Raw genomic sequence first — 15,463 nt, forward strand, 5'->3', positions numbered from 1 at the left:
ATTCAGGCGAGACGCTCGTCCAGCCAGCGGAAGTAGCGCTGGCGCAGGCTTGGCGTCTCGTTGACCAGATGGTGTCGCGCCTCCGGCAGGCGCAGCACCTCGGGCCGGGCGAACTTGGCCTCCAGCACCCCCAGGTTATGCCGCCAGTCGACGGTGAAGTCCTGCTCGCCCTGGATCACCAGGGGGCTACGGGTGCTGGCCGGCGCGCCTTCCAGTTGTGGAATCCAGCGCGCCAGGGCACCTACCCACTGAGCCGGCAGTTCCCGCGGTTGCAAGGTGTCCTGCTGCAAGAAGTCAAGGAAGGCTGGATCGCCGGAATTCACCGAGAAGCGTCGTGGCAGGGCACGCACGAAGGGCTTCACCAGCCGATAGGTCCACAGCCCCTGGCGCCAGGCATGGGGCCTGATCAGTGGTGCCAGCAGCACCGTCTCGCCCAGCTCGGGCGCGGGATCGCCCCTCAGCAGATAGTCCAGCAGGATGGCGCCACCGGTGCTCTGGCCCAGCAGGTGCCAGGGTTGCGGCAACGCTAGACGCCGCGCCTCGGCGATCAGCGCGGCCAGGGCGACCTGGTATTCGGCGAAGTCGTTGATGCTGGCGCGGGCGCCGCTCGACAATCCATGCCCGGGCAAGTCGCAGGCCAGCACCGCCAGCTGCCGTGACAGGGCCCAGTCCACCACATGGCCATAGAGACCCATGTGATCGTAGTAGCCGTGCAGCATCAGCAGGCTGCCGCGTGGCTCAGGCGGCCACCAACCCTGAACCGCGAGCTGGTAGCTGCCCGCTGGTAGGGCGCCCAGCGCCACCGTGACTCCGGGGTGCACCAGGCTGTCCGCCAAGCGGTAATGGGCGCGATAGCCCTGGTGGTCGGCATCCGCCGGCAGGTCGCGGCGCAGGGGCACCAGGGCTTGGCGCAGGCGGTCTAGATCGAAGTCAGGCGTCATAGGTCGGTTCAAACTAAAGTTACCCCCATGATCGGCGTCCGGGCCGCTACAGGACAAGGGTTCGCCAAAGGACTTTTCCAATTGTTTCAAAATGCGCAACGCTCCCCTGCGCAAAGGTGTCTGAATATTTCACTGCCTAGGCAGTATTCTGGATGCGCTTGATTGCCTGGGCAGATACTGCAATGTCACATTTCGACCGAAGCAACTTTCCACTGCGCAACTCCGTAGGCCATTTGATCCACCTCGCGAACCAGTACAAGGATCGCGTGCTGGACAGCCACCTCGCGCCTTACGACATTACTGCTGCCCAGTTCAAGGTGCTGCTGCTGCTGGCCCGCGACCAGACCGACACCCCGGCCGAACTCAGCCGTTGCCTGTCGCTCGACAGCGGCGCCATGACCCGCATGCTCGATCGCCTGGAAGCCAAGGGCCTGCTGCGCCGGGTGCGCAGCCTGAGCGATCGTCGCCAGGTGCGGCTGGAGCTGACCGAACAGGGCCAAGCCCTGAGCAGTGAACTCATGCAGATCGGCGTGGATGCTCTCAATGACCTCACCCACTGCCTGGACCGCCAGGAGCTGGATGACCTCGAACGCCTGCTACGCCGACTGCTCGGCCCCTCCGGCCTGTTGCCGGCGCCCTCTGGAGACCTCTGATCCATGACCTTTCGCCTGCCATTGACCGCCCTCTGCGCCGCCCTGCTGCTGGCCGGCTGCGTGTCGTCCGAAGGGCTGAACACCCAGGGGCACGCCGTGGATCCGACCACCCTCAAGGGCGACGCCACCTTTGCCGGCGATCGCCTCTCCCCTGTCCAGTGGCCGAGCGCCGACTGGTGGACGCGGCTGGGCGATCCGCAGCTCGACAACCTGATCCGCGAGGCCCTGCGCGACAGCCCTTCGCTGCAGGAAGCCGATGCGCGCAGCCGCCAGGCCGATGCCGCGGTGCTCGCCGCCGATGCCAATCGCTATCCACAGATCGACGCCAATGCGGGCGTGACCCGCTCGCGTCTGGCGCGGCCAGACGATCCGGTCGGCCAGGGTGACCGTTACAGCACCTTGCGCCAACTCAATGTGAGCGGCAGCTACAGCTTCGACCTCTGGGGTGGTCAGCGCGCCGCCTGGGAAGCCGCGCTCGGCCGCGCCCGAGCCGGTGAGGTGGATCGCCAGGCCGCACGCCTGACGCTGGCCGCCGACGTCAGCCGCGCCTACAACCAGCTAGGTCTGGCCTATGCCAATATGGACGTAGCCCAGCAGGACCTGGAGCGTACCCGTGGCATGCTCGACCTGGCCCAGCGCCGGGTGGATGCCGGCCTCGACAGCGACTACCAGCTGCAGCAGACCCAGAGCCTGGAAGCCAGCGCGGCGGCGTCCCATACCGCGGCTGAACAGCAGGTGCGCACGGCCCAGATCCGTCTCGCCGTGCTGTTGGGCAAGGGGCCAGACCGTGGCACCGAGATTCCACGGCCCAAGCTGATCGCCCCCGCCGCGGTGAACCTGCCTGCCCAGTTGCCGGTCGAGCTGGCCGGGCGTCGTCCGGACCTGATCGCCGCCCGCTGGCGGGTGGAGGCCGCGAGCAAGGACATCGTCGCCAGCAAGACCAACTTCTATCCCAACCTGGACCTGACAGTGGCCGCCGGCAGCAAGGCCATCCTCGGCGACGCCTTGCTCGGCGGTCCGGCGCGCTTTTTCAACGTCGGCCCGGCGCTGTCGCTGCCGATCTTCGATGCCGGTCGTCGCCGCGCCGATCTCGCCAGCCGTGATGCCGACTATGACCTGGCGGTGGCCCAGTACAACCGGACCCTGGTGCAGGCACTGGGCGACATCGCCGACGCCATCACCCGCCAGCGCTCGCTGGACCAGCAGATCGTCGAACAGCAACGGGCACGGGACATCGCCAAGAGCTCCTTCGACATCGCCATGCAGCGCTATGGCGCCGGCATCGGCAACTACCTCGATGCCCTGACCGTGGAGCAGCAACTGCTGCAGACCGAACGTCAGCTGGCCAGCCTCCAGGCCGACCGCGTCGACAGCGGCGTGCTGCTGATGCAGGCCCTGGGTGGCGGCTTCCAACCGTCCAAACTGCCGCCGGCGCCCGCCGCCGCGGCCACACACTGATACCGAGAGCCCGACCATGGCCGATTCCGCCGCAACCCCCAACGACAATGCCCAGGAGCAGAAGCCGCAGCGCTCCGGCAAACGCAAATTCCTCCTGCTGCTCCTGCTGCTGGTGGTGATCCTGGCCGGCGTGGGTGTCTACTGCTACCACCTGTTCTATGGCCGCTTCCATGCCGATACCGACGATGCCTACGTCAACGGCAACCTGGTGCAGATCACGCCCCAGGTCGTTGGCACCGTGACCCGCATCGCCGTGGATGATGGCGACTACGTCCGCCAAGGCCAGCCGCTGGTGGAATTCGATCCCAGCGACACCGCCGTCGCCCAGCAGAGCGCCGAGGCCAACCTGGCCAAGACCGTACGCCAGGTGCGCGGCCTGTACAGCAACGTCGACAGCTACAAGGCCCAGGTGGCCGCCCGGCGCGTCGAGGTCGAACGGGCCCGCGCCGACTACGCCCGCCGCCAGCAACTGGCCAAGGGCGGCGCCATCTCCAAGGAAGAACTGGCCCATGCCCGCGACACCCTGGTGTCGGCGCAGAGCTCCCTGACCTCCGCCCAGCAGCAACTGGACACCAACCAGGCACTGGTGGACGACACCGAGATCGCCTCGCACCCGGACGTCAAGGCCGCCGCCGCCCAGCTGCGCCAGGCCTACCTCAACCATGCCCGCAGCACCCTGGTGGCGCCGGTCAGCGGCTATGTCGCCAAGCGCTCGGTACAGGTCGGCAGCCGCGTGCAACCCGGCGCGGCCTTGATGGCCGTGGTGCCGCTGGACCAGATCTGGATCGACGCCAACTTCAAGGAAACCCAGCTCGCCGAGATGCGCATCGGCCAGCCGGTGGAGATCCACTCCGACCTCTATGGCGACGACGTGCGCTATCGCGGCGTGGTGGAAAGCCTGGGCGTGGGCACTGGCAGCGCCTTCTCGCTGCTGCCGGCGCAAAACGCCACCGGTAACTGGATCAAGATCGTCCAGCGACTGCCCGTGCGTATCCGCCTGGAAGGCGACAACCTGGACAAGCATCCGCTGCGCATCGGCCTGTCGACCGTGGTCGATGTCGACCTGCACGACCAGGACGGCGCTCGCCTGCCTACCACCACGCCAAAGCAGCCGCGCTACAGCACCGACGTCTACGATCACCAGTTGGCCGATGCCGACCAGCTGATCCAGCAAATCGTCCACAACAACGGTCCGGCGGCACGCGCCGCGGGCGTCGCCAAGCGCTGAGGCCCTGGAGGCTCGGTCATGAGCCCCCCCGCCCCCTTCTGGTAATCCGTCATGAGCGATAACGCCTTTCGCCCGGCGAGCCTGGTCCTCGCCACGGTAGGTCTTTCCCTGGCCACCTTCATGCAGGTGCTCGACACCACCATCGCCAACGTCGCCCTGACAACCATCTCCGGCAACCTCGGGGTAAGTTCGGAACAGGGCACCTGGGTCATCACCGCCTTCGCCGTGAGCAACGCCATCGCCCTGCCGCTGACCGGCTGGATGGCGCGCCGCTTCGGCGAGGTCAAGCTGTTCATGGCCGCCGTGGTGCTTTTCGTCATCACCTCCTTTCTCTGCGGCATCGCCACCTCGATGCCCGAGCTGGTGATCTTCCGCGCCATGCAGGGTTTCGTCGCCGGCCCGCTCTACCCCATGGCCCAGACCCTGCTACTGGCGATCTTTCCGGCGGCCAAGCGGGGCATGGCCCTGGCGCTCCTGGCCATGGTGACGGTGGTGGCGCCCATCATCGGGCCCATCGCCGGCGGCTGGATCACCGACAACTACAGCTGGCCGTGGATCTTCTTCATCAACATCCCCATCGGCATCTTCGCCACCCTGGTGGTCTGGAGCCAGCTGGGCAAGAAACCGGAAAAACTGGTGCACCAGCCCATCGACTACGTCGGGCTGATCCTCCTGGTGCTAGGCGTGGGCGTGTTGCAGGTGGTGCTGGACAAGGGCAACGACCTGGACTGGTTCGAATCCAACCTGATCTGCCTGGGCGCGGCCTTTTCCGCCGTGGCGCTGACCGCCCTGGTGATCTGGGAGCTGACCGACAAGCATCCCATCGTCAACCTGCGGCTGTTCCGCTATCGCAACTTCAGCTTCGGCACCCTGGCGCTGGTGCTGGGCTATTCGGGCTTCTTCGGCATCAACCTGCTGCTGCCCCAGTGGTTGCAGACCCAGCTCGGCTACACCCCGGTGTGGGCGGGCCTGGCGGCAGCGCCCATCGGCATCCTGCCGGTGATCCTCTCACCGCTGGTGGGCAAGTTCGCGCACAAGACCGACCTGCGGCTGCTGGCCGGGGGCTCCTTCCTGGTGATCGGGGCGTCGTGCTTCATGCGCGCCACCTTCAACAACGAGGTGGACTATCGCCACATCGCCGAGGTACAGACCTTCATGGGCCTGGGCGTGGCGCTGTTCTTCATGCCCACCACCAGCATCCTGCTGTCCAGCCTCAAGCCGTCGGAGCTGGCGGACGGCGGCGGCCTGGCGACCTTCCTGCGGGTCCTGGGCGGCAGCTTCGCCTCCTCCCTGACCACCTGGCTCTGGCAGCGCCGCGCCATCCATCACCATGCCCAGCTGACCGAGGACGTCACCGCCTACAGCCCGGCCACCCAGCATTACCTGGACGCCCTCGGCGGTCCGTCGCAGCAGGCCTATGCCCAGCTGGACAAGGTGGTGGAGAGCCAGGCCTACATGCTCTCCACGGTGGACTACTTCACCCTGCTTGGCTGGATCTTCATGGGCCTGTTCTTGATCATCTGGCTGGCCAAGCCGCCGTTCGCGGCCAAGCCGGGCGCCGGTGGCGGCGATCACTGAGCAGGGGCCCTACGCAGTTTGCTCACCACCCAGCCGGTCGCCAGCCCGCTGACGATCAGGGTGCGCTGTGTTGGGTCTGCAGGTAGTCGGCGATATCGCGCAGATCCTCGGCATCGCCGATGCCCCAGAACCTCATCTTGGTGCCCGGCACCTTCTGCTCGGGATCACGCAAGAAGGCCGCCAGGGCCTCGCGATCCCAGGCGAAGCCGGCCTGGCGCATGGCCTCGGAGTAGTGGTAGCCCGGGAGGCTACCGGCCTGGCGACCGAAGAGGTCGTTGAGCTGGGGACCGAAACCGGATTGAGCGTTCGGCCCTACCGAATGGCAGTTATGGCAGCGCCGCTGGAAGAGATTGCGGCCATTATCGGCGTCGGCCCAGGCCAGTTCACTGCCGAGCAATGCCAGCACGGCCAGCCCAGCCAGGCCCTTCATCGCTGGCATTTCCGGCAATAGACGCTGGCGCGCTGGCCCAGGCGGATCTCCTGCAGGCCCGTCCCACAGACCTTGCAGAATTCGCCCTTGCGCCCATAGACGAACAGCTCCTGCTTGAAATAGCCCGGCGCCCCGTCGCCCCCGATGAAGTCACGCAGGGTGGTGCCGCCGCTCTCGATGGAACGCGCCAGTACCTTCTTGATCTCGACGGCCAGGCGATCGTAGCGCGCTCGGGAAACGCTGCCGGCCGCCCGGCGGGGGTCGATGCCGGCGGCGAACAGCGCCTCGGCGGCGTAGATATTGCCTACCCCCACCACCACGGCGTTGTCCATGATGAAGGGCTTGACCGCCATGCTGCGCCCACGTGACAGCTCGAACAGTCGACCGCCGTCGAAGGCATCGGTCAGGGGCTCGGGCCCCAGCTTGCTGAGCAGCACATGAGCATGGGGATCCTGGGTCCAGAGCAGCGCACCGAAACGGCGCGGATCGGTGTAGCGCAATGACAGCCCGGACTCCAACTCGATGTCGACATGCTCGTGCTTGGCCGGTGGCTGATCCGCCGGCACCAGGCGCAGGCTGCCGGACATGCCCAGGTGGCCGATCAGGGTGCCGCTCTCGGCGCGAATCAGCAGGTACTTGGCACGCCGCTCCACGGCCTCGATGCGCTGACCGGAGAGGCGCACGTCCAGGTCTTCGGGGACGGGCCAGCGTAGCCGACCATCGCGGACGATGACTCGGCGCACGCGCTGACCGACGACATGGGGCTCGATGCCCCGGCGAGTGGTTTCGACTTCAGGTAATTCGGGCATGGAGATCCAGGACTATTGCAGGTGCCTTAGTAATTGATCCGGCCACTGCCCATTTCAAGGATCGTCTCCTTGAGCGACTCGAAGTCGTACTCGGACAGGCCGACGTGATCCAGCACCCGCGGCGCGATGGCCTGCCACTCGTGATCCTCGTCCTGGCCGCCCAGGGCGCGATAGCAGCGGCAGATGTGCTCGGCCATCTTCAGCAGCGCCAGCAGATTCTTGATCTGGATGTCGGTGGTCGAGTCCTCGTCGAAGACGGACTGGGCATTGTGATGGTTGGCGATGGCCTGGCCCACGTGCTCCGGCAGGCGCCAGGACCGCGAGATGAAATACCCCACCACGGCGTGGTTGGTGTTGAACATGCGGTTCTCCACGTCCACCACCCGTACCTGCTCGTTGACGCTGGCATAGGCCTCCTCCAGCACCGCCATGTAGCTGGGGAAACGCTTGAGCATCAACGGGATGCCGCAGTTGTGGAACAGACCCAGGGCATAGGCTTCGTCGGGGGTCGGATAGCCGGTCTTCTTGGCCAGGCTCAGGCAGGTCTCGGCTACATCCTGGGCGGTATCCCAGAAGCGGTTGAGAATGACGATGGTCTCGTCGGTGAGCTCCCCCTTGATCGACTGGGCGTTGATCAGGTTGATGACCGACTGGCTGCCCAGCAGATTGACCGCCCGCTGGATCGAGGTGATGCGATTGCTCAGGCCGAAGTACGGCGAGTTCACCAACTTGAGCAAGGCGCCCGACAGCCCCGGGTCCTGGCCGATCAGACGGGAAATGACCTTGAGATCCGGGCTGGGCATGAGCTGTTCGAGCTGCAAATCCACCATGATCTGCGGCTGCGGAGGAATGCTGATGCCTTGCAGAGCCTGACGGATCTGCTCCTCGGTCAGCTGAGGGGACGCTTGGGACATGGAGGCTACTCTGCGATGGATGTCGCAAATTTACTCTGCGCCGTCCGCCGATGCCATCGGGCGCGACGAAGGAACTTCAGGGGGGTAAAGCGAGACGGATTTAGGAGCGCTGGCAAAAGGCTAGCCCGACCGAATTCCAATCGAGGTATCCGCAACCATGGCTACATCCCTGAACGGCAAGAAAATCGCCATCCTGGTCACCGACGGCTTCGAGCAGGCCGAGCTCACCGGCCCAAAAGAGGCCTTGGAACAGGCAGGTGCCCAGACCCACATCATCTCCGCCGAGAGCGGCCAGGTGCAGGGCTGGGACGGCACCGAGCCGGCCGACAGCTTTCCGGTGGACCTTACCTTCGCTGAGGCCAATGCCGGTGACTATGACGCCGTGCTGTTGCCCGGGGGCGTGGTCAACGCCGACACCATCCGCATCGACACCCAGGCTCAGCAGCTGACCAAGCAGATCGCCGATGCCGGCAAGCCGGTGGCCGTCATCTGCCATGGTGCCTGGCTGCTGATCTCCGCCGGCCTGGTGCAGGGCAAGACCATGACCAGCTGGCCCTCGCTGACCGACGACCTCAAGAACGCTGGCGCCACCTGGCAGGACCAGGAGGTCATCGTCGACGGTCAACTGGTGAGCAGCCGCAAGCCAGACGACATTCCGGCCTTCAATCGCGAGTTCATCAAGCTGCTCGCAGGCTGATACCCGGGGAATGGCACTTTGATCTCATAAGACGGAACTATGGCAAAGTGCCAGAGTCTTATCGAGTGCCCCCAAAGCACTTTTAGCCCGCCCTGCCCGGCGGGCTTTCTTTTGCCCGCCGTTTGGCCTGGAAGCCTGAGTCGGGCTTGCGAGCCAGGTTTAGACCGCCCTACAAAACGCTAAAGAAACGAAGGGGACTCGCGCCCGCGTTTACATCAGGTAACTGAGCAGTGTCCTGGGGCGACCCAGGCTATTGAGCCAGGGCGTTTTCAACAGCGCCGCGGATCATGGACAGGCTTTCTCAGGCCTGGAAATCGTCCTGCAGATCCACCAGATGGCGTTCAATAGCGGCCAGGCGCTGGCCCTGATCGCTCATGCCCAGCCAATCCAGCTTGAGATGGGCCTCGAACGGCAGCAGGTAGGCCAGCTGGCAGCCCAGCGCCTGACGGTCGGCGACCTGGCCGCCCATGTCCAGACTGGCCACCAGGGGATGCTGGGCCAAGGCCGCCAGCAGCGCCATCAGATCGGCGTCGGCATCGCGCAGCGGCTGGGGATCGGTTTCAGCCAGCCACTCCACCTCGCCCACCACCAGGTGATCGGCCTGTTCTTCCTGGCTCAACAGGCGAAAGCGCCGACCGCCTTCGATGCGAATGCCCAGGAGACCATTGCTCTGTTGCTGCCAGTCGCGGATCAGCGCCTCGCAGCCAAAGGCACCCAGCCGGTTCGGCGCGGCACCGGTCTCGCGGCCTTCGAGGATGGTTACCACGCCAAAGCTGCTGCCCTGCTTGAGGCAGCGGCCGAGCATGTCCAGATAGCGGGCTTCGAACAGTTGCAGATCGAGACGGCAACCGGGAAACAGGGTGGTGTTCAGCGGAAACAGGGGCAGCGTCATGAAACCTCCGAGGCCTGATGGTCCTGCTGGATAGAGCGTCGAGCGCCGTCGGCTGCTCCCGCGCGGCGACGCGCGGGGCCTTGCCGGCTCAGAAGCGGTAGACCTCGGCGCCGGTGCGAATCGGCACCACGGCTGGCAACGTTGGCCGGGCCTGGGCCTCTTCCACGAGTTTCTTCGGTTCCTTGCGTGCGACCTCGCTGTCGCGCCGACCACGCTGGGCGACCTTGGTGAGATCCGTGGCGAGACGCGCGGCCAGTTGCTGCAGCAACTCGCCTTGCGCCCGCACCTGGGCGGCACGATCACCGCCCTGACGCCCTTGCAGGTGTACCACCTCGGTGTCCAGCAGGCGCCCCTGGCCGTCACGCAATTGCCAGCTGGCGTCCAGGGCAGCGGGAGCCTGGTCCCCGGCGTCGAGGCGGGTCACTACCAGCTCCACCCGGTATTGCGGATCGAAGCCCTCGGGCTGCTCGCCCACCACGACCCGACCGCTGTTCAAGCGGCTGGCGAGCTGGCGTTGCAGCAACTGGCGTACGTTGGCGTCGAGCGGACCGGCCCAGTGATCGCGGGTGGTCTTGAGGCTGCCGTCAGGCTGGCGCTCCAGCAGCACGTCACGCTGCAGGTAGTCGGCCAGTTGCAGGTTTTCGATCCACACCGCAAGGCCACGCGCGCTGCTCGCAGGCGCACGCGCGTTACCGCCGTCGAGTTGATAGTAGTGGCTGGGGCCAAGGCTGGCACAGCCGCCGAGGCCGGCCAGCAGGCCAACGAGCGCCAGCCTGGCGAGACACATCCGTTTCATCGAGGCTCTCTCTCGACGGGCGCCATGGCCCGGCGAGTCCTGGTCGAAAAAATCCGGCCTATGCTAGCGGCTGACCGCAGGCGGCTCAAGTTTCCACCTGCAGCGAGTCCACCCGCTGGAAGCCACGCGGCAGCTTGTTGCCTCGCCGCCCGCGCTCGGCACGGTAATGTTCCAGGTCGCTGCCCTTGAGGGTATAGGGCCGCTTGCCCGCCTGCAGGGTGAGGGACGCGCCGGCCGGGACCACGGCCAGATCGACTACGTATTCCTCACGCTTGGCCACCCGCTCGCCAGGAATGGAAATCAGCTTGTTGCCCTTGCCCTTGGCCAGCTGTGGCAGCTCGGTGATGGCAAATACCAGCAGGCGCCCCTCGTTGGTGACCACCGCGATGGAGGTGTCCTCCAGGGAGGCCACCGGCTTCGGAGACAGCACCTTGGCGCCGTTGGGCAGGCTGATCAGCGCCTTGCCGGCCTTGTTCTTGGCCTGCAGGTCCTCGCCCTTGACCACGAAGCCGTAGCCGGCATCCGAGGCCAGTACATAGAGGCTGCTGTCGTCCGGCAGGAGCAGACACTCGAAGCTGGCCCCTGGCGGCGGCGTCAGGCGTCCGGTCAGGGGTTCACCCTGGCCACGCGCCGACGGCAGGGAGTGAGCCGCGACCGAATAGCTGCGTCCGGTGGAGTCGATGAAGACGGCGAACTGATTGGAGCGCCCCAGGGCTGCCGCCTTGAAGCCGTCGCCGGCCTTGTAGGACAGCCCGGTCGGATCGACATCATGGCCCTTGGCCTGGCGCACCCAGCCCTTCTCGGACAGCACCACGGTCACCGGCTCGGTGGGCATGAGTTCGGTTTCGGACAGGGCCTTGGCCTCGGCACGCACGACGATGGGCGAGCGACGAGCGTCGCCGTAGGTCTCGGCGTCCTTGATCAATTCGTCGCGGACCAGATTGCGCAGCTTCTTGTCGCTGCCCAGCAGGGTCTGCAGGCGCTTCTGCTCCTTGAGCAGCTCGGCCTGTTCGCCACGGATCTTCATTTCCTCCAACCGCGCCAGCTGGCGCAGGCGGGTTTCGAGGATGTAGTCGGCCTGGTCCTCGGAGAGCTCGAAGCGGGCCATCAATGCCTGCCTGGGATGCTCTTCGGTACGGATGATGTGGATCACCTCGTCCAGGTTGAGAAAGGCGATCAACAGGCCGTCCAGCAGGTGCAGGCGGCGGTTGACCTTGTCCAGGCGGAACTGCAGGCGGCGGCGCACCGTGCCGATGCGATAGATCAGCCACTCCTGGAGGATCTGCCGCAGGTCCTTGACCTGGGGCTTGCCGTCCAGGCCGATGACGTTGAGGTTGACCCGGTAGCTGGATTCGAGATCGGTGGTGGCGAACAGGTGCTGCATCAGTTCGTCGGCATCGATGCGGTTGGAGCGCGGCACGATGACGATGCGGGTCGGGTTCTCGTGGTCCGACTCGTCACGCAGGTCGGCCACCATGGGCAGCTTCTTGGCCTGCATCTGGGCGGCGATCTGCTCCAGCACCTTAGAACCGGAGACCTGGTGCGGCAGTGCGGTGATGACCACGTCGCCGTCTTCACGGCGGTAGACGGCACGCATGCGCACCGAGCCGCGCCCGGTCTCGTAGATTTTGCGCAGGTCGGCGGGTGGCGTGATGATCTCGGCTTCGGTGGGGAAGTCCGGACCCGGCACATGCTCAAGGAGTTCGGGAATCCCGGCGATGGGATCGTCCAGCAGGCGCACGCAGGCAGCCGCCACCTCACGCAGGTTGTGCGGCGGGATATCGGTGGCCATGCCCACGGCGATGCCGGTGGTGCCGTTGAGCAGCAGGTTGGGCAGGCGTGCCGGCAGCACCGCCGGTTCGTTCAGGGTGCCATCAAAGTTGGGCACCCAGTCCACGGTGCCCTGCCCCAGTTCATTGAGCAGCACCTCGGAATAGCGCGACAGCCGCGCCTCGGTATAGCGCATGGCGGCAAAGGACTTGGGATCGTCCGGCGCGCCCCAGTTGCCCTGGCCGTCCACCAGCGGATAGCGATAGGAGAACGGCTGGGCCATGAGCACCATGGCTTCGTAGCAGGCCGAGTCGCCATGGGGGTGGTACTTACCGAGCACGTCACCCACGGTACGGGCGGATTTCTTGTGCTTGGCGTCGGCGTCCAGGCCCAGTTCGCTCATGGCATAGATGATGCGGCGCTGGACCGGCTTGAGACCGTCGCCGATGTGCGGCAGGGCACGGTCCATGATGACGTACATGGAGTAGTTCAGGTACGCCTGCTCGGTGAAGTCGGCCAGCGAACGGCGTTCGACGCCATCCAGGCTCAGGTCGAGGGGTGCACTCATGGGAATCCTTTGGTGTTACGTCTTTGATCGGGGGGCCCGGTCCATCGCGGTCATGGACCGCTCCTACAGGTGCTCGATACACCTGTAGGAGCGGTCGCTGCGGCGAACCGCCATGACCGTGATAAGCGCAGCCAACATATTTAGAGCAGCACTTCGGCGCGATCGCCCTTGGATTCCAGCCAGCTCTTGCGGTCGCTGGACCTCTTCTTGGCCAGCAGCATGTCCATCATCTCGAGGGTGCCGGGCACGTCCTCGAGGGTCAGCTGCACCAGGCGGCGGGTGTTGGGATCCATGGTGGTCTCGCGCAGCTGCAGCGGATTCATCTCACCGAGGCCCTTGAAGCGGGTGACCTGGGGCTTGCCGCGCTTCTTCTCCGCCGCCAGGCGATCGAGGACGCCGTCACGCTCGGCCTCGTCGAGGGCGTAATGGACCTCCTTGCCCAGGTCGATGCGGTACAGCGGCGGCATGGCTACATAGACATGGCCGGCGTCCACCAACGGGCGGAAGTGCTGCACGAACAGGGCGCACAGCAGGGTAGCGATGTGCAGGCCGTCGGAGTCGGCATCGGCGAGGATGCAGATCTTGCCGTATCTCAGCCCGCTCAGGTCGGCGCTGCCGGGGTCGATGCCGATGGCCACGGCGATGTCGTGCACCTCCTGGCTGCCCAGCACCTCGCTGCCGTCCACTTCCCAGGTGTTCAGGATCTTGCCGCGCAACGGCATGATGGCCTGGAATTCCTTGCTGCGCGCCTGCTTGGCGCTGCCGCCGGCGGAGTCGCCCTCCACCAGGAACAGCTCGGATCTCATCGGATCCTGGCCGGCGCAGTCGGCCAGCTTGCCGGGCAGCGCCGGCCCTTGCGTGATCTTCTTGCGCTCGACCTTCTTGCCCGCCTTGAGGCGGCGGCCGGCGTTGTTGATGGCCAGTTCGGCGATCTGCTGACCCAGCTCGGGATGGGCATTGAGCCAGAGGCTGAACGCGTCCTTGACCACCCCGGCGACAAAGGCAGCCGCCTCGCGGGAGGACAGCCGCTCCTTGGTCTGGCCGGAGAATTGCGGCTCCTGCATCTTCATCGAGAGGACGAAGGCGATGCGCTCCCAGACGTCTTCCGGAGCCAGCTTGAGGCCGCGCGGCAGCAGGTTGCGGAATTCGCAGAACTCCCGGATGGCATCCAGCAAACCCTGGCGCAGGCCATTCACATGGGTGCCGCCCTGGGCGGTGGGAATCAGGTTGACGTAGCTTTCCTGTACCGACTCGCCACCCTCGGGCAGCCAGAACAGCGCCCAGTCCACCGCTTCCCGGGCCGAGGCCAGGCTGCCGTGGAAGGGGGCCTCGGGCAGCCGCAGGGCATCGCCCACGGTGTCGATCAGATAGGATCTCAGGCCGTCCTCATAATGCCACTCGGTGCGTTCGCCGCTGGCTTCGTCGTGGAAGCTCACGGCCAGGCCCGGGCAGAGTACTGCCTTGGCCTTGAGCACGTGCTTCAGGCGGCTGACGGAAAACTTGGGGGCATCGAAGTACTTGGGGTCCGGCCAGAAGTGCACGCTGGTACCGGTGTTTCTCTTGCCAACGCTACCGACCACGGCCAGTTCGCTGGCCTTGAAGCCGTCGGCGAAGGCCATGGCGTATTCGTTGCCCTCACGCTTGACGCGTACTTCGACACGGGTCGACAGAGCGTTCACCACGGAAATGCCCACACCGTGCAGGCCGCCGGAGAACTGGTAGTTCTTGTTGGAGAACTTGCCCCCGGCGTGCAGCTTGGTGAGGATCAGCTCGACACCGGAAACGCCCTCTTCCGGGTGAATGTCCACCGGCATGCCGCGACCGTCGTCGATCACTTCGAGGGAGTTGTCGCCGTGCAGGATCACCTGCACCTGGCGCGCGTGACCAGCCAGGGCCTCGTCCACGCTGTTGTCGATGACTTCCTGGGCCAGGTGGTTGGGCCGGGAGGTGTCGGTGTACATGCCAGGGCGCTTGCGCACCGGATCGAGTCCGGAGAGGACTTCGATGGCGTCGGCGTTATAGGCGTTCTGCGTGGCCATGGGGTCTCTATTCGAAGGTGTTGAAATCCAGCTCGCGCCAGAGCGCCGGGTCGAAGCCGGCCAGCTCGAGTAGCAGCGGCAGCTGGCGGTGGAAGCCCTGGAAGCCGTGGTCGCCACCCTGTTCGATGCGCAGGGTGCAGGCGCCGTAGTAGCGTTCGGCATCCCGGTAGTCGAGGGTCTCGTCACCGGTTTGCAGCCAGACGTGAAAGCGCTCGGGATCTGCCGGCGCTGCGACTTCCTGCGCGCTCAGGGCTTCGACGTGGGCCTCGGTGAGGGTCCAGGTCTCGCCGGTATGGTGATTGCGTTGGGGGCCGAGATAATGCTCCATGAAGCGCCAGGGCCGGACTGCCGGGTTGATCAGCACGGCCTTGAGCCCATGGCGCTCGGCCAGGACGGTGGCATAGTAGCCGCCCAGGGAGCTGCCGACCAGCAAGGGGGCGTCCAGCTCGGCCAGCTCGCGCTCCAACAGCGCGAAGGCTGCACCGGCATCGTTGGGCAGCGCCGGGGCGCGCAGGTGGTCCGCCAGGCCAAGGTGGGTCATGTAGGCGGTCAGCTGCCGGGCCTTCAAGGACGCGGGCGAGCTGTTGAAACCATGGATATAGAGGATCGACGGCATCAGGCCGCTCCTACTGGATAAAAATACAGGCAAAGAGTACCCGGTTTCGACCTCCGCGACCAAGGCAGCCGACC

14 protein-coding genes are annotated in these 15,463 nt (G+C 65.8%); 5 read left to right on the forward strand and 9 right to left on the reverse strand.

The window, feature by feature from the left end:
- Positions 1-2 precede the first annotated feature (2 nt).
- Positions 3-941, reverse strand: coding sequence for an alpha/beta hydrolase (locus PJ259_RS11310; RefSeq protein WP_059316000.1), 939 nt, complete (start codon positions 939-941; stop codon positions 3-5).
- A gap of 182 nt (positions 942-1,123) precedes the next feature.
- On the opposite strand from PJ259_RS11310, the gene PJ259_RS11315 reads away from it, so the two are divergent.
- The 4 genes from PJ259_RS11315 to PJ259_RS11330 are packed head-to-tail and all read left to right on the forward strand — an operon-like array spanning position 1,124 to position 5,858.
- Positions 1,124-1,594 carry a MarR family transcriptional regulator gene (locus tag PJ259_RS11315; RefSeq protein ID WP_059316001.1) on the forward strand — a complete coding sequence of 157 codons (471 nt, stop codon included), beginning with the start codon at positions 1,124-1,126 and terminating at the stop codon, positions 1,592-1,594.
- Between the two features lie 3 nt (positions 1,595-1,597).
- Positions 1,598-3,052, forward strand: a complete 1,455-nt coding sequence (locus PJ259_RS11320) for an efflux transporter outer membrane subunit (RefSeq protein ID WP_271655793.1) — start codon at positions 1,598-1,600, stop codon at positions 3,050-3,052.
- Positions 3,053-3,068: 16 nt separating this feature from the next.
- Positions 3,069-4,280 carry an efflux RND transporter periplasmic adaptor subunit gene (locus tag PJ259_RS11325; protein ID WP_059316003.1) on the forward strand — a complete coding sequence of 404 codons (1,212 nt, stop codon included), beginning with the start codon at positions 3,069-3,071 and terminating at the stop codon, positions 4,278-4,280.
- Positions 4,281-4,331: 51 nt separating this feature from the next.
- Positions 4,332-5,858, forward strand: coding sequence for a DHA2 family efflux MFS transporter permease subunit (locus PJ259_RS11330; RefSeq protein WP_059316004.1), 1,527 nt, complete (start codon positions 4,332-4,334; stop codon positions 5,856-5,858).
- Positions 5,859-5,913: 55 nt separating this feature from the next.
- On the opposite strand, the gene PJ259_RS11335 is transcribed toward PJ259_RS11330, so the two are convergent.
- From PJ259_RS11335 to PJ259_RS11345, 3 genes are read right to left on the reverse strand one after another with little or no spacing between them, the layout of a single operon-like run.
- Positions 5,914-6,288 carry a c-type cytochrome gene (locus PJ259_RS11335; RefSeq protein ID WP_271655794.1) on the reverse strand — a complete coding sequence of 125 codons (375 nt, stop codon included), beginning with the start codon at positions 6,286-6,288 and terminating at the stop codon, positions 5,914-5,916.
- Positions 6,285-7,097 (reverse strand): bifunctional DNA-formamidopyrimidine glycosylase/DNA-(apurinic or apyrimidinic site) lyase, encoded by an 813-nt coding sequence (gene mutM / locus PJ259_RS11340; protein ID WP_271655795.1) that lies wholly within the window; start codon positions 7,095-7,097, stop codon positions 6,285-6,287. The genes PJ259_RS11335 and mutM overlap by 4 nt, the downstream gene beginning before the upstream one ends.
- A gap of 26 nt (positions 7,098-7,123) precedes the next feature.
- Positions 7,124-7,948, reverse strand: a complete 825-nt coding sequence (locus PJ259_RS11345) for an HDOD domain-containing protein (RefSeq protein WP_167348588.1) — start codon at positions 7,946-7,948, stop codon at positions 7,124-7,126.
- A gap of 220 nt (positions 7,949-8,168) precedes the next feature.
- On the opposite strand from PJ259_RS11345, the gene PJ259_RS11350 reads away from it, so the two are divergent.
- Positions 8,169-8,708, forward strand: coding sequence for a type 1 glutamine amidotransferase domain-containing protein (locus PJ259_RS11350; RefSeq protein WP_271655796.1), 540 nt, complete (start codon positions 8,169-8,171; stop codon positions 8,706-8,708).
- A 301-nt stretch (positions 8,709-9,009) separates the two neighbouring features.
- Here the strand turns inward: PJ259_RS11350 and PJ259_RS11355 are convergent, their stop codons facing one another.
- The 5 genes from PJ259_RS11355 to PJ259_RS11375 all read right to left on the reverse strand — a co-directional run bounded on the left by PJ259_RS11355 (position 9,010) and on the right by PJ259_RS11375 (position 15,389).
- Positions 9,010-9,600, reverse strand: a complete 591-nt coding sequence (locus PJ259_RS11355) for an LON peptidase substrate-binding domain-containing protein (protein WP_059316009.1) — start codon at positions 9,598-9,600, stop codon at positions 9,010-9,012.
- A gap of 88 nt (positions 9,601-9,688) precedes the next feature.
- A complete protein-coding gene (locus PJ259_RS11360) occupies positions 9,689-10,396 on the reverse strand; it encodes a PqiC family protein (protein WP_271655797.1) in 708 nt (235 codons plus the stop codon).
- An 85-nt stretch (positions 10,397-10,481) separates the two neighbouring features.
- Entirely contained in the window at positions 10,482-12,734 is a 2,253-nt protein-coding gene (parC, locus tag PJ259_RS11365) for a DNA topoisomerase IV subunit A (RefSeq protein ID WP_059316011.1), read from the reverse strand.
- Positions 12,735-12,874: 140 nt separating this feature from the next.
- Entirely contained in the window at positions 12,875-14,773 is a 1,899-nt protein-coding gene (gene parE / locus PJ259_RS11370) for a DNA topoisomerase IV subunit B (RefSeq protein ID WP_271655798.1), read from the reverse strand.
- 7 nt (positions 14,774-14,780) lie between these two features.
- Complete coding sequence (locus PJ259_RS11375; RefSeq protein ID WP_271655799.1) at positions 14,781-15,389, reverse strand: YqiA/YcfP family alpha/beta fold hydrolase; 609 nt, start codon at positions 15,387-15,389, stop codon at positions 14,781-14,783.
- Between the last annotated feature and the right edge of the window lie 74 nt (positions 15,390-15,463).

The sequence above is a fragment of the Pseudomonas sp. JBR1 genome (assembly GCF_028198185.1).
GTDB classification, from domain to species: domain Bacteria; phylum Pseudomonadota; class Gammaproteobacteria; order Pseudomonadales; family Pseudomonadaceae; genus Chryseomonas; species Chryseomonas oryzihabitans_E.

Excerpts from the sequence above, each read along its gene's own strand:
- PJ259_RS11310 (WP_059316000.1), bottom strand. The coding sequence starts at position 941 with ATGACGCCTGACTTCGATCTAGACCGCCTGCGCCAAGCCCTGGTGCCC.
- PJ259_RS11315 (WP_059316001.1), top strand. The coding sequence starts at position 1,124 with ATGTCACATTTCGACCGAAGCAACTTTCCACTGCGCAACTCCGTAGGC.
- PJ259_RS11320 (WP_271655793.1), top strand. The coding sequence starts at position 1,598 with ATGACCTTTCGCCTGCCATTGACCGCCCTCTGCGCCGCCCTGCTGCTG.
- PJ259_RS11325 (WP_059316003.1), top strand. The coding sequence starts at position 3,069 with ATGGCCGATTCCGCCGCAACCCCCAACGACAATGCCCAGGAGCAGAAG.
- PJ259_RS11330 (WP_059316004.1), top strand. The coding sequence starts at position 4,332 with ATGAGCGATAACGCCTTTCGCCCGGCGAGCCTGGTCCTCGCCACGGTA.
- PJ259_RS11335 (WP_271655794.1), bottom strand. The coding sequence starts at position 6,288 with ATGAAGGGCCTGGCTGGGCTGGCCGTGCTGGCATTGCTCGGCAGTGAA.
- mutM (WP_271655795.1), bottom strand. The coding sequence starts at position 7,097 with ATGCCCGAATTACCTGAAGTCGAAACCACTCGCCGGGGCATCGAGCCC.
- PJ259_RS11350 (WP_271655796.1), top strand. The coding sequence starts at position 8,169 with ATGGCTACATCCCTGAACGGCAAGAAAATCGCCATCCTGGTCACCGAC.
- PJ259_RS11355 (WP_059316009.1), bottom strand. The coding sequence starts at position 9,600 with ATGACGCTGCCCCTGTTTCCGCTGAACACCACCCTGTTTCCCGGTTGC.
- PJ259_RS11360 (WP_271655797.1), bottom strand. The coding sequence starts at position 10,396 with ATGAAACGGATGTGTCTCGCCAGGCTGGCGCTCGTTGGCCTGCTGGCC.
- parC (WP_059316011.1), bottom strand. The coding sequence starts at position 12,734 with ATGAGTGCACCCCTCGACCTGAGCCTGGATGGCGTCGAACGCCGTTCG.
- parE (WP_271655798.1), bottom strand. The coding sequence starts at position 14,773 with ATGGCCACGCAGAACGCCTATAACGCCGACGCCATCGAAGTCCTCTCC.
- PJ259_RS11375 (WP_271655799.1), bottom strand. The coding sequence starts at position 15,389 with ATGCCGTCGATCCTCTATATCCATGGTTTCAACAGCTCGCCCGCGTCC.